Raw genomic sequence first — 11,027 nt, forward strand, 5'->3', positions numbered from 1 at the left:
CTTCATGAGCAGCCTCGCCGTCCACCTGCACACCTCCCCGGAACTGCCGAACAAGGTTCTCAACCACGCCGACGATATCGCCAGCACCCTGTCTGCGGTGGGCATCGACTATCGCCAGCTGGAATTGCCGGCTGCGTTGCGCCCTGGTTGCGAGCAGGCCGAGTTCGACGCTGCCTATGGTCTGTGGCTGCAGGCATTCATGGGCAAGGAAGGGCATGTGCAGCAGGAGCTGTTCAACCTGCAGCGCAATCATCCGCAGAAACTGGAGCTGCGCGCTCGGTATCTGGACGAGCAAGTGCAGTCTAGCGCCAGTACCTGGTTATTCCTGGGTGGTTTCGCCCAGCTCAGCGTGCATCTGGATGGCTACGTGTATGTGCTGCAGGGTGAGTGTGGCGACCTGCTGACGCTGCCGGCTGGCACTCGTCACTGGTTCGACCTGGGTGAAGAACCGCACGTGCTGGCGGTGCGTCTGAGCCTTGGCGACGAGACGCCAGAGCGGACGGGCGACGATATCGCCAGCCGTTTTCCGCGCCTGGGGGACTGAGGGAACCCCAGCCAATCAACGACTATCCTATGCAGGCAACCTTTCAGACAGGAGTGTCGTCATGGGTTCCACCTTCAATGGGCTGCTCGGCCTGGTCATCCTGGCCCTGGATATCTGGGCCATCATCAACGTGGTCAAAAGCAACGCGGAAACTGGAATCAAGATTCTATGGATTCTGCTGATCGTGCTGTTGCCGGTGATCGGTCTGATCATCTGGGCGCTGATGGGGCCGCGCGGCAACGTCAGAATATGACTCGCCTGTGGCTGCTGGCCCTGGTGCTGCTGCCGCTGTTCAGTGTGGCGGCAGATAACGCCGATGCCTGGCAGGCATTGCGCGAAGGTCGTGCGCTGATACTCATGCGTCACGCCACCGCGCCGGGTACGGGCGACCCGGCGAACTTTCGCCTGGGACAATGCGAAACCCAGCGCAACCTCAATGCTCAAGGGCGTGCCGAGGCCCGGCGCTGGGGCGAGTTGCTCGCGCGTCAGGGGATCGAACAGCCGCGGCTTCTCAGCAGTCGCTGGTGCCGCGCGCTGGACACGGCCAGCAACATGCAGCGCGGCCCGGTACAACCATTCGCGGCGCTGGATTCGTTCTTCGGCAAGCCCGAGGATGGTGCCGAGCAGACCGCCGAGCTGATTCGCTCGGTCAACCAACTGCCTGCTGGCGCGCCATTGGTGCTGGTTTCCCATCAGGTCAATATCACCGCCCTGACCGGCATCTTTCCCGCTTCGGGCGAAGGGCTGATTCTGGCTTTGCCCCTGCGTCCGCGTGCTGAGCCTCTGGCGCGCATACCCGCGCCCTAGGCTACAAAGCCAGTTGCGCCTGCTCTGGCGGCAACACGCCTTCAAGTTCCAGCAACTGCTGCTTGCGCGGCAGGCCACCGGCATAACCGGTCAGGCTGCCGTCCCGGCCGATCACGCGGTGGCAGGGCACGATGATGGAGATGGGGTTGGCGCCATTGGCGGTTCCCACCGCGCGTACGGCCTGCGGTCTGCCGATGACACTGGCCAGCTCCGAATAGCTGCAGGTGCGACCGTAGGGAATGGCCAACAGCGCCTGCCAGACCGCCTGCTGGAATGCCGTGCCCCTCGGCGCCAGGCGCAATTCGAATTGACGGCGCTTGCCGGCGAAGTATTCATCGAGCTGGCTGCACACGGCATCCAGCTCACGGCCAGCGGGCCGCCAATGGTCTTCGATGCGCCAGGGCCGGCTGTCCAGCTCCATCAACAGCAGTTGCAGGCCGCTGTCGTCGGCTGCGATCAGCAGCGGACCGACGGGGCTGTCGTGGTAGCGGTAATGCATGACTCAGCCTCCCGAATAGTTATGCCAGAGATGCGCCGCCGCATAAGCGCGCCACGGGCGCCAGGCTTCCGCGCGTGCTTTTAGGCGGCGCGCATCGATACCTTCCGTTCCCCATACCGGCGCCTTGAGCAAACCCAGGTCGCTGGCGGGAAAGGCGTCGGCCTCACCGAACGCGCGCAGGGCGATGTACTCCGCTGTCCACGGGCCAATGCCTGGCAGTGCGCATAGCTGCTCGATCAGTGCTGCACTGCCGTCGGCCAGATGCAGTGCCAGGCTGCCATCGGCAATGCGCGCGGCGAAATGCTGCAGGCACTGCACGCGTTTGCCGGGCATACCGATGCCGCTCAGGTCGGCCTCGGCAAGTGCCTGTGCTGAGGGGAACAGATGGCTGATGCCCAGCGTTTCCGGTGTCTCGATCCGTGCGCCGACACGTTGCACCAGGCGCCCGACTATGGTGACCGCCGCCTTGACCGTGACCTGCTGGCCGACGATGGCGCGCACCGCCTGTTCGAACGGATCGAACGCCACCGGCAGGCGCAGGCCGGGATTGCGCTGCAGCAGCGGCGCGAGCAGTTCATCAGTGCTCAGGTGCAGGGCAATCGCCTCGGGCTCGCTGTCGAGATCGAACATGCGCCGCACGCGCTGTTCGAGTTGATCGAGATGTGCGGGCGAGGCCTGGCGGCAGCGCAGTTCCAGCGCGTTCTGCCCTGGCAGCGGGGCAACCCGAAACCAGCCGGGTGTGCCGTCGATGCTGAAGCCGCGGCAGTAGCTGTCCGCGCTCAGTGACTCCAGCCCAGGAATCGCGCGCAGGGCGAAATGGCTGTGGAACTGTTGCCAGTCCCAGGGCGGTTGGTAGGGCAGAAGCAGCGTGATGATATTCATGGCTGGCACCCTAGCTCGCAGTCGGCGAGTTGTCAGCGTGAAGATGACTTTCAAATTTCGGGAGGCCCGCGAAGGCTGCATGGACGTGACTCCGATGGATCGTAAAGCCGGCCAATCGTAGCTCGTAGGGTGTACTCAGGAGCGCAGCGAACAGTCCACCAAAACCATTGGTTACACCATCATGCCCCGTTGATAACGCCCCGGCGTTACGCCTTTCCAGCGCTTGAAGGCGTGGATGAAGTTCGACAGCTCGCCATAGCCCAGGCGCTCGGCAATCTCTTCCAGACTCAGACCGCCGGCGGCCAGCAGCTCTACGGCCAGCGCCTGGCGCACTTCGTCCTGCAGGGCACGGAAGCTCGTGCCTTCTTCGATCAGGCGCCGGCGCAGGGTGCGGCTGCTCAGGTGCAGGCGCTCTGCGACCTGTTCCATATCGGCGATCTGTCCCGGCGACTGCAACAGAAGTTGGCGCACCCGCCCGGCCAGGCCCTGATGCCATTGATGGCGCGCCAGCAACGTCTGGCATTGCTGTTCACAGGCGCTGACCAGTTGCGGGTTGGCTCGTGGCAGTGGGTTGTCCAGCAAATCAGCGGCAAAACCCAGGCGATTGTGCGCCGCGCCGAAGCGTGGCACCTGGCCGAAGGCGGCGATAAAGGGTGAAACGTCAGCCGGTGCAGGCTGGCGCAGCTCCACGGTCAGCAATTGCAGCGTGCTGCCCAGCAGCTCACGCACGACCACCAGGGCACCGAGCATGTCGCGCTGCACGATGAAATCATGCAGCGCCGGGGGCAGGGCGCTGTCGTCGAAATTCAGGCTGGCGATGGCGTCATCCACGCTCAGGCTGATGCGGGTGAAGGCATAGGTCAGGCCGTGATAGCGCAGGCCCAGCTCGGCGGCCTGGCGTACCGTGGCGCTGCTGAGAATGGCGTAACCCCAGGCGCCATAGGTGGTCAGGTGGTAGCGCCGGCCGGCCTGCAGGCCAAGATCTTCGACTGCGGGTAGTGCCTCGACCAGGTTGGCGATCAGCTGCAGCTCACGCTGCGCTTCGATCTCCCCGTTCAGGCTGGCCAACTGCAACGGGCTGAGCCCCGTTTCATGCAGGCACCTGTCCAGGCTCAGGCCCAGATCGAGCCCCAGCTGGGTGAGCAACTGAATGCTGGTGATGCTGCGGCGTGCGGGCCAGGGCGCTGACATAGATTGTCCGAAAATCACAATATCCTGGCCGACTATGCCATAACCTGGACGCGGGGGCGCAAGTAGCATCGGTTCATCGTCATACACGGGTCATCACAATGAATAACAACCCCCGTACGAACGCGCCCTGGCGCGTGTTGATCATCGGCAGCGGCTTTGCCGGTCTGGGCCTGGCCATGCAGTTGCGCAAGGCCGGCGAGGACGACTTCCTGTTGCTGGAAAAGGCCGGCGAGGTAGGCGGTACCTGGCGCGACAACAGCTATCCGGGCGCCGCCTGCGATGTGCCCTCGCACCTGTATTCCTTTTCCTTCGAGCCCAAGCACGACTGGTCGCGCAAGTTCGCGCCGCAGGCGGAGATCCACGCCTATATCCTGCAGTGCGTGGAGAAACACCGGCTACGCCCGCACATCCGTCTGAACAGCGAAGTGCTCGGCGCCGAGTTCGATGCCGCGCGCGGTATCTGGCGCGTCGAGCTGGCAGGGGGCGAAGTGGTCGAGACGCAGGCGCTGGTCAGTGCCTGCGGCCAGCTCAATCGGCCGGCCTACCCGAAACTGCCCGGCCTGGCGCATTTTCGCGGCGAGGCTTTTCACTCGGCGCGCTGGCGCCATGATCTGGATCTGACCGGCAAGCGCGTGGCGGTAATCGGCACCGGCGCTTCGGCGATCCAGTTCGTGCCGCAGATCCAGCCGAAGGTAGCCAGCCTGAGCCTGTTCCAGCGTTCGGCTGCCTATGTGCTGGCCAAGCCGGATCGTGCCTATCGACCCTGGGAGATTGCTCTAAAACAGCGTTTGCCCCTGCTGCAACGCGCCGACCGCCTCCTGCAATACCTACATCACGAGGGCCGGGCGCTGGCCTTTATCCGCTTCCCCTGGCTGATGCGCCTGTTCCGCCACAGCTTCACCCGTCACCTGCAGCGGCAGATGCCCGATGCCGGCAAGCGTGAGCGGTTGCAACCGAACTACCCCATGGGTTGCAAGCGTATCCTGATCAGCAACGACTACTTCCCGGCGCTGGCGCAGGCCAATGTCGAGATCGTCGACTCGGCGATTCGTGAGGTGCGCGAGCAGTCGCTGGTGACGGCCGATGGTCGTGAGCACCCCTGCGATGTGCTGATCTACGGCACCGGTTTCACCGCCACCGATTTCCTCGCGCCGATGCGCATTCGCGGCCTCGATGGACTGGAGCTGAATCAGGCCTGGAAGGAGGGTGCCGAGGCCTACAAGGGCATCAGCGTCAGCGGTTTTCCCAACCTGTTCCTGCTCTACGGGCCGAACACCAACCTCGGCCACAACTCCATTCTCTATATGCTCGAGAGCCAGTACGCCTACGTAATGGGCTGCCTGCAGGCGCTGCGCGAACAGGGGCTACGCTATCTCGACCTGCGCCCGACGGTGCAGCGCAGTTACAACGCCGAGCTGCAGCAGGCGACTCATCGAACGATATGGGAACAGGGCTGCGACAGCTGGTACAAGACCGCTACCGGCAAGCACACCAACAACTGGCCGGGGTTCACCTTCACCTATCGCCTCATGACCCGTACTCCGGAGCTTGCCGACTATGACTGCGTCCGCTGACTTCAAAGCCCCAGCCGCCGAGCAGATGCTGCTGCGCGGCCTGTTGCGCGGCTTTCTGCGTCTGTTCTTCCGCGGCCTGGTACGGCCACCGATGCCGGTGGCTGGGCAGCGTCGTGTGCTGCGTGCACTCACCACCATCACCCTGACGCCGCGTGGCGTAACGCGCAGCGCCGATACCCTGGCCGGGCGCCCGTGCGAATGGCACCGGCCGCCTGTCAGTAGCAGTAGCGTGCTGCTCTATCTGCACGGTGGCGCCTTCATGATCGGTGGGCCGGACACGCACCGTGGCATCTGCGCCAGCCTGGCCAAGCGCGCTGCTCTGCAGGTCTGCGCGCTGGATTACCGCCTGGCGCCGGAGCATCCTTATCCGGCGGCGCGCGATGATGTGGTGGCGGCTTACCAGGCATTGTTGGAGGCCGGCTATAGGCCCGAACAGATCGCCATTGGCGGCGACTCGGCTGGCGGCAACCTGAGTTTGGTCGGCTGCCTGCGCATTATCGAACTCGGCCTGCCGACGCCCGCCGCCCTGGTGTGCTTTTCGCCGGTCACCGACTTCACCGGCGAGCAGATGCACGAGCCGCCGGCCGGCGATCCGCTGCTCCACCCCAGCTGGGTCGAACAGGCTGCGCAGCTGTATTGCCCGGCCGACCTGCCGCGCAACGATCCGGGCCTATCGCCGCTGTTCGCCGACCTCAGCCGCTTGCCGCCGACGCTGATCCAGGTGGGCGAAGACGAGTTGCTGCTAAATGACAGCCTGCGCCTGGCCGAGCGCGCCAAGGCGGCAGGGGTGAACGTGCGCCTGGAGCGTTATCCGGGGTTGTGGCACGTGTTCCAGGCGCATGTCGGCATGTTGCGTGCGGCGGATTACGCCATCGCCCGTGTGGCGGCCTTTCTCCGTGAGCGGGGTGTGTGATGAACAACATTCTCATCAGCGGCGCCGCCTCGGGCATTGGCGCCGCCACCGCGCGGCTGTTTCACGCGCAGGGCTGGCGCGTCGGGTTGCTCGACGTCGATGAAAAGGCGCTGGCAGCCTTGGCCGCCGAGCTGGGCGGCGCCTGGCATGCGCAGCTGGATGTGGTCGATGCTGCGGCGGTAAACGCCGCGCTTGCTGACTTCTGCGCGCAGAGTGGCGGCCAGTTGCGCCTGTTGTTCAACGGCGCAGGCATTCTGCGCACCGGCGCCTTCGCCGATATCGAGCTGGAGCAGCATGCACGCCTGGTAGAGATCAATGTGCTCGGCGTGCTCAATCTTTGCCATGCGGCCTATCCCTATCTCAAAGTCACGCCAGAGGCGCAAGTGATCAATATGGGCTCGGCCTCGGCGCTCTATGGCGTGCCACAGCTGGCCAGCTACTCGGCCAGCAAGTTCGCCGTGCGTGGGCTTACCGAGGCGCTGGAGCTGGAGTGGCGTGAACACGGCATCCGCGTGGGTGACCTGATGCCGCCATTCGTCGACACGCCGATGGTTCGCAGTCAGGCGCAGCGTCCACCGGTGATGCGTCGCCTGGGCGTGCGTCTGGCGGCCGAGCAGATCGCCGAAGCGGCCTGGAAGCAGGCCCACGCCAGCACTGTGCATCGCCCGGTAGGGCTGCAGTTCGGGCTGCTGTTCACCCTAGGGCAGATCACGCCGGGCTGGATCAACAGGTTGCTGATGGGCTGGCTCAGTCGCCCATGAGTTCGGGCGAGGCGTTCAGGCTGGCCAATTGCCGCTGGTCGCCGGTTTTGTCACAAAGGCTTTCTGTATAGCGCGAATCTCTCTCGTAGCAGCTACTCTACGGGAGACGGTTTCAGTTCGGTGTTCTGCCGGGCAGTCGTCGATACGCTTGCAGTAGACACATCGAGCATCTGCTCGATTCTCGGGGCGGCGCCACTTGGGTGCTTCTGTAAACGCAGGGCGTTTTCAGAGGTTTCCGGTAGGAGTCGCGACACCGTCCGCAGGACGGTCGCATTGGGAAAGCGGTTAATCCATCCATAGCCTGAGAGGGGGTCGTTTATGAGCACAGCCTTCCACGAAGACTCCAGCACGTCGGTGCTGCGTCGGATGAAAGAAGGGGGATTCGACTTCGCCCAGTTTCACCCGATCGAGTTCTACGCCATCTTTCCCGACGAAGAACGGGCCAGAACGGCGGCCAGAAACTTTCGCGGCGAGTCGCTCAACGCTCAGATATCCGCCCGTGAGGACGGCATCTGGCACCTGCAAATCAGCAAAGTGATGTATGCCACCCATGCCGGTATCGGCGAGTTCGAACATGACCTGGAGTCCATCGTCGTCCCGCTGGGCGGCAAGATGGATGGCTGGGGCGTTACCCAGGAGGTGAAAGCGTCAGCCATGCGTTAGGGACTGCAGCGGCGTCCATCAGCTCAGACCATCGGCCGGCTGTTCGGCCGATGGCTTCAACTCCCAGCCCACCTCGACTTGCCAATCCTTCTCGCGCAGACTGCGCGGCGGAGGTAGTCATGGCCGATGTTCTGATCCTGACGCATATCGATTATTGCCCGCCAGCCCATCTGGCGCAGGTGCTGCAGGCGCGTGGCTGTGGTTTCGACGTGCTGCGCGTCGACCTGGGCGAGCTGCACGGTTACGACCTGGAGCGGCCCAAGGCGGTCGCCGTGATGGGCGGGCCGATGAGCGTCAATGACCCGTTGCCCTGGATCGCCGATGAAGTGGCAGCGTTGCAGCGCTTTATCGCACGCGACATTCCCATCATCGGTCACTGCCTGGGCGGCCAACTGCTGGCCAAGGCACTGGGTGCGAGCATCCGCCGTATGGCCTACACCGAAGCGGGTTGGCAGCGCATGCAACGTCGCGCAGAAGCTGTCGATAGCCCCTGGCTGGCGCATTTGCCTGCAGCGTTCAGCATTTTTCAGTGGCATGGCGACACCTTCTCGCTGCCTGACGGCGCCCAGCCTCTGTTGAGTAGCCAGTGGTGCGATAACCAGGCTTTTGCCTGGGGTGACAAGGTGCTGGCGCTGCAAGGGCATCCGGAAATGACTGAGGGGTTGATCGAGCTCTGGCTCGACGACTGGGCGCATCTGCTCGATGCCAGCCAGCCCAGCCAGCAGAGCATCGCCGAGATGCGCGAAGGCCTAAGCGAGAAGGTCAGGTTACTGAATCAGGTGGCCGAGGGTTTCTACGCGCACTGGCTGAAACTGGCTGGGCTTTGACGTCCCAAAAGAGCGGGTAACAATAACTCTGTGGCAGGAGATCTCTCATCGTCTGGAAATATGGCATCGTCGTGCGGTTAACCGATACATCGCCGTCACGCGAGAGCCTATTCGCCGCGAGGCGCGGCGCCTACAAGGGTTATTGAACGCCATGCGGTAGGAGCCCCGCCCCGGGGCGAAGCCTTTGCAGCGCCAGGCTCTAAAGCGCGTGAGCGCCGGTGTTTCCAGCTCCTACGGGCCCCAATAATTGAAGTAGTAGATGTTGCCGGGTTTGATCTCGATATCGATCTCCCCACCGCACTTGATCGTGCGCATCCCGGGCATTGTCTCCCCGGCCTCGTGAAGCTGGTGAGGCCAGCGTTCGTCGTCTACCGAGAACGCTCCACAGCCACCACCGTTATCGTGTTCAATCACCAGGTAGGTTTTGCCGTCCGTGGATGGTTTGTAGCGGCCTCTGAGTTCATAAGTGGCATCCGTATCCGTGGAGGCAATGCTCACCAGCAAAAACGCCACTGCAATCACAAGAGCGGAGCATAGAACTGCGCCGAGGGTGATCAGCAAATACTTGAGTGCTCGCATCATTTGCTGGGGCACTTGTTCAATTTCATGGCCCGTCAGGGATCAGCATCAGCAGATCGGTCACCCCGACATCCGCACCCGCTTGGGTTAGTAGCGTCGTGGCCTGCCCGCGGTGATGCGTCTGGTGGTTGAACAGGTGTATCAGCAGGGCGAAGAAGTGCTTTTGCGCGGCCACACCCTTCATGTTGCGGTAGCTCAGCGGCTGGTCCAGATGTTCTTCGCCCATCTCGGCGGCCAGGGCTTCGATGCAACTGTCCAGCTGCTTGCGTAGCGCAGCCAGTTCGCGGATATCTGCCGCCATCGGCTGATCCAGGCGTGTCGGCATTTCCAGCTTTGCGAGCGCCTGCAATGCTTGAAAGTTTGCCGGATGCGCGGTGTAGCGCCCCAGCCAGATACGGTCAGCCACCAGCAGATGGTTGAGCGTGCCGAGGATCGAGCCGAAGAACGCACCGCGCTCGGCACTCAGCGCTTCGTCGGACAGAGTGGAAGCAGCTGTGTAGAGCCGTTCGTTCATCCAGCTGTTGTAGCGCGCCATCAGGCGGATATGGTCGATTCTCTGCATGGCCAATACCTGTTCTTGTTCTTTCAGAAACGCTCATCGGCAACGGCCGGTAGCACCAGTTCACGCACATAACTGGCATCGGACAGGCTCGGCCGTGTTCGAACCAGAGCGGCGACATCGTGCAGTGGAATCGACTGTCCTTCGCCATTTTGTGCCGCCTGCATGGGCGCGACGGTTGTTTGTAGCAGGGGGCTACGGATTCGGGGTACGACTATTGACCGTCCGGCTCCGACCATACGGCAAATTCATTGCCGCCCGGCTCGACGAAGTGAAAGCGTCTGCCTCCAGGGAAAGAAAAGATCGGTTTGACGATTTCCCCACCGGCAGCCTCGACCTTGGTCAGGGTGTCTTCCAGTTGTGCGCTATAGAACACGATCAGCGCGCTGCCGTTGTCGCTGCGCGCGGACATCTCGGCGCTGAAGAAACCACCATCCAGGCCTTCGTCGGCGAAGGCGGCGTAATCGGGACCGTAGTCCGTGAATCGCCAGCTGAAAACGGTCTGGAAGAAGGCTTTGGTAGCCGGCAGATCGCGGGTGGGATATTCGACGTAATTGATCTTCTCGTGAGCAGGCATGCCGGATTCCTTGGCGGTAAAAGAGAGAGGGGTTACTGACGTGATTTGGCCAGATCGATGGCGGCCTGGATAGCAGCACGTGCTTGTGGGCTGTTCTTCCAGCAGGTCGAGCCCAGCTGACCGGCTACTGCGGTGACGATATCGCCGACGCTGGCTTTGGCCAATTCCTGCAAGGAGTTTATGCCGATCTGTTCGAGTCGCTGTACGACGGTCGGGCCTACGCCTTTAACGTTCAGAAGGGCTTGGTGTTCATCGGTTGGGAAGGGCATAGGGATTGTTAGCACGCTTTGGTTAAGGGGCGGGCTTTAGCCCAATGTCATCAACTTTGGAAATTATCCATAAATATCATATAATTAGCGCTCAAATCAGTGCATGGGAGAAGCCCTTTTGACTACCTATACCGCATCGCTTGACACCGCCAGCCAAACCCTGGCTTGAAAATTGTACAAAAAATAACCAGCCCGCTCGATTGTCCCGCCTTCATCGCCGCCCACCGCCAGAATCCTCAAGACTTTACCCGCCGACGCCAGCTCACCTTCAAGAACCTCGTCCTGTTCCTGCTCAATCAGCCGCGCACGGCCCTGCAAACCGAACTCGATCAGTTCTATCGCGTACTCAATCAGGCGTCGACTGAGACGCAAATGGTCACTG

At 62.6% G+C, this 11,027-nt stretch carries 16 protein-coding genes and 1 pseudogene; 9 read left to right on the forward strand and 8 right to left on the reverse strand.

Annotation, left to right across the window (positions count from 1 at the left end; all coding sequences use genetic code 11):
- The first annotated feature begins 4 nt into the window (after window positions 1-4).
- From BLS08_RS10940 to BLS08_RS10950, 3 genes are all read left to right on the forward strand, one after another.
- Window positions 5-544 (forward strand): acireductone dioxygenase, encoded by a 540-nt coding sequence (locus BLS08_RS10940; protein ID WP_017679234.1) that lies wholly within the window; start codon window positions 5-7, stop codon window positions 542-544.
- A gap of 61 nt (window positions 545-605) precedes the next feature.
- On the forward strand, window positions 606-797 hold the full coding sequence (locus BLS08_RS10945; protein WP_003460883.1) for a PLDc N-terminal domain-containing protein: 192 nt from the start codon (window positions 606-608) through the stop codon (window positions 795-797).
- On the forward strand, window positions 794-1,351 hold the full coding sequence (locus tag BLS08_RS10950) for a histidine phosphatase family protein (RefSeq protein ID WP_017679235.1): 558 nt from the start codon (window positions 794-796) through the stop codon (window positions 1,349-1,351). The genes BLS08_RS10945 and BLS08_RS10950 overlap by 4 nt, the downstream gene beginning before the upstream one ends.
- Before the next feature lies 1 nt (window position 1,352).
- On the opposite strand, the gene BLS08_RS10955 is transcribed toward BLS08_RS10950, so the two are convergent.
- The 3 genes from BLS08_RS10955 to BLS08_RS10965 all read right to left on the reverse strand — a co-directional run bounded on the left by BLS08_RS10955 (window position 1,353) and on the right by BLS08_RS10965 (window position 3,923).
- Window positions 1,353-1,850: a methylated-DNA--[protein]-cysteine S-methyltransferase gene (locus tag BLS08_RS10955; RefSeq protein ID WP_017679236.1), complete on the reverse strand. Its 498-nt coding sequence runs from the start codon at window positions 1,848-1,850 to the stop codon at window positions 1,353-1,355.
- A 3-nt stretch (window positions 1,851-1,853) separates the two neighbouring features.
- Window positions 1,854-2,732 (reverse strand): DNA-3-methyladenine glycosylase family protein, encoded by an 879-nt coding sequence (locus BLS08_RS10960; protein ID WP_017679237.1) that lies wholly within the window; start codon window positions 2,730-2,732, stop codon window positions 1,854-1,856.
- A gap of 171 nt (window positions 2,733-2,903) precedes the next feature.
- Window positions 2,904-3,923, reverse strand: coding sequence for an AraC family transcriptional regulator (locus BLS08_RS10965; protein ID WP_017679238.1), 1,020 nt, complete (start codon window positions 3,921-3,923; stop codon window positions 2,904-2,906).
- A 98-nt stretch (window positions 3,924-4,021) separates the two neighbouring features.
- Between BLS08_RS10965 and BLS08_RS10970 the strand changes: the two genes are divergently transcribed.
- The 5 genes from BLS08_RS10970 to BLS08_RS10990 all read left to right on the forward strand — a co-directional run bounded on the left by BLS08_RS10970 (window position 4,022) and on the right by BLS08_RS10990 (window position 8,661).
- The gene (locus BLS08_RS10970) at window positions 4,022-5,497 is read left to right on the forward strand and encodes a flavin-containing monooxygenase (protein WP_026088794.1); all 1,476 of its coding nucleotides are present in this window, start codon (window positions 4,022-4,024) and stop codon (window positions 5,495-5,497) included.
- Entirely contained in the window at window positions 5,481-6,410 is a 930-nt protein-coding gene (locus BLS08_RS10975) for an alpha/beta hydrolase (protein WP_055986264.1), read from the forward strand. Before BLS08_RS10970 ends, BLS08_RS10975 begins: the two co-directional genes overlap by 17 nt.
- Complete coding sequence (locus BLS08_RS10980) at window positions 6,410-7,171, forward strand: SDR family oxidoreductase (RefSeq protein WP_017679241.1); 762 nt, start codon at window positions 6,410-6,412, stop codon at window positions 7,169-7,171. The genes BLS08_RS10975 and BLS08_RS10980 overlap by 1 nt, the downstream gene beginning before the upstream one ends.
- Before the next feature lie 318 nt (window positions 7,172-7,489).
- Window positions 7,490-7,834 (forward strand): ribonuclease E inhibitor RraB, encoded by a 345-nt coding sequence (locus tag BLS08_RS10985; RefSeq protein WP_017679242.1) that lies wholly within the window; start codon window positions 7,490-7,492, stop codon window positions 7,832-7,834.
- 119 nt (window positions 7,835-7,953) lie between these two features.
- Window positions 7,954-8,661, forward strand: coding sequence for a type 1 glutamine amidotransferase (locus BLS08_RS10990; RefSeq protein ID WP_017679243.1), 708 nt, complete (start codon window positions 7,954-7,956; stop codon window positions 8,659-8,661).
- A 231-nt stretch (window positions 8,662-8,892) separates the two neighbouring features.
- On the opposite strand, the gene BLS08_RS10995 is transcribed toward BLS08_RS10990, so the two are convergent.
- Genes BLS08_RS10995 through BLS08_RS11015 form a run of 5 tightly spaced genes read right to left on the reverse strand, consistent with a single transcriptional unit; the run spans window position 8,893 to window position 10,645 of the window.
- Complete coding sequence (locus tag BLS08_RS10995) at window positions 8,893-9,243, reverse strand: hypothetical protein (protein ID WP_017679244.1); 351 nt, start codon at window positions 9,241-9,243, stop codon at window positions 8,893-8,895.
- Between the two features lie 22 nt (window positions 9,244-9,265).
- On the reverse strand, window positions 9,266-9,802 hold the full coding sequence (locus BLS08_RS11000) for a DinB family protein (protein ID WP_017679245.1): 537 nt from the start codon (window positions 9,800-9,802) through the stop codon (window positions 9,266-9,268).
- Between the two features lie 23 nt (window positions 9,803-9,825).
- Entirely contained in the window at window positions 9,826-9,966 is a 141-nt protein-coding gene (locus BLS08_RS11005) for a hypothetical protein (RefSeq protein WP_017679246.1), read from the reverse strand.
- Window positions 9,967-10,013: 47 nt separating this feature from the next.
- Window positions 10,014-10,376, reverse strand: a complete 363-nt coding sequence (locus BLS08_RS11010) for a VOC family protein (RefSeq protein WP_017679247.1) — start codon at window positions 10,374-10,376, stop codon at window positions 10,014-10,016.
- Between the two features lie 32 nt (window positions 10,377-10,408).
- A complete protein-coding gene (locus tag BLS08_RS11015) occupies window positions 10,409-10,645 on the reverse strand; it encodes a helix-hairpin-helix domain-containing protein (protein ID WP_017679248.1) in 237 nt (78 codons plus the stop codon).
- A gap of 165 nt (window positions 10,646-10,810) precedes the next feature.
- Between BLS08_RS11015 and BLS08_RS11020 the strand changes: the two are divergent.
- Window positions 10,811-11,027: pseudogene (locus BLS08_RS11020) on the forward strand (IS4 family transposase); the annotation flags it as partial.

This window comes from Ectopseudomonas chengduensis (assembly GCF_900102635.1).
GTDB classification, from domain to species: Bacteria; Pseudomonadota; Gammaproteobacteria; order Pseudomonadales; family Pseudomonadaceae; genus Aquipseudomonas; species Aquipseudomonas chengduensis.

Excerpts from the sequence above, each read along its gene's own strand:
- BLS08_RS10940 (WP_017679234.1), top strand. The coding sequence starts at position 5 with ATGAGCAGCCTCGCCGTCCACCTGCACACCTCCCCGGAACTGCCGAAC.
- BLS08_RS10945 (WP_003460883.1), top strand. The coding sequence starts at position 606 with ATGGGTTCCACCTTCAATGGGCTGCTCGGCCTGGTCATCCTGGCCCTG.
- BLS08_RS10950 (WP_017679235.1), top strand. The coding sequence starts at position 794 with ATGACTCGCCTGTGGCTGCTGGCCCTGGTGCTGCTGCCGCTGTTCAGT.
- BLS08_RS10955 (WP_017679236.1), bottom strand. The coding sequence starts at position 1,850 with ATGCATTACCGCTACCACGACAGCCCCGTCGGTCCGCTGCTGATCGCA.
- BLS08_RS10960 (WP_017679237.1), bottom strand. The coding sequence starts at position 2,732 with ATGAATATCATCACGCTGCTTCTGCCCTACCAACCGCCCTGGGACTGG.
- BLS08_RS10965 (WP_017679238.1), bottom strand. The coding sequence starts at position 3,923 with ATGTCAGCGCCCTGGCCCGCACGCCGCAGCATCACCAGCATTCAGTTG.
- BLS08_RS10970 (WP_026088794.1), top strand. The coding sequence starts at position 4,022 with ATGAATAACAACCCCCGTACGAACGCGCCCTGGCGCGTGTTGATCATC.
- BLS08_RS10975 (WP_055986264.1), top strand. The coding sequence starts at position 5,481 with ATGACTGCGTCCGCTGACTTCAAAGCCCCAGCCGCCGAGCAGATGCTG.
- BLS08_RS10980 (WP_017679241.1), top strand. The coding sequence starts at position 6,410 with ATGAACAACATTCTCATCAGCGGCGCCGCCTCGGGCATTGGCGCCGCC.
- BLS08_RS10985 (WP_017679242.1), top strand. The coding sequence starts at position 7,490 with ATGAGCACAGCCTTCCACGAAGACTCCAGCACGTCGGTGCTGCGTCGG.
- BLS08_RS10990 (WP_017679243.1), top strand. The coding sequence starts at position 7,954 with ATGGCCGATGTTCTGATCCTGACGCATATCGATTATTGCCCGCCAGCC.
- BLS08_RS10995 (WP_017679244.1), bottom strand. The coding sequence starts at position 9,243 with ATGATGCGAGCACTCAAGTATTTGCTGATCACCCTCGGCGCAGTTCTA.
- BLS08_RS11000 (WP_017679245.1), bottom strand. The coding sequence starts at position 9,802 with ATGCAGAGAATCGACCATATCCGCCTGATGGCGCGCTACAACAGCTGG.
- BLS08_RS11005 (WP_017679246.1), bottom strand. The coding sequence starts at position 9,966 with ATGCAGGCGGCACAAAATGGCGAAGGACAGTCGATTCCACTGCACGAT.
- BLS08_RS11010 (WP_017679247.1), bottom strand. The coding sequence starts at position 10,376 with ATGCCTGCTCACGAGAAGATCAATTACGTCGAATATCCCACCCGCGAT.
- BLS08_RS11015 (WP_017679248.1), bottom strand. The coding sequence starts at position 10,645 with ATGCCCTTCCCAACCGATGAACACCAAGCCCTTCTGAACGTTAAAGGC.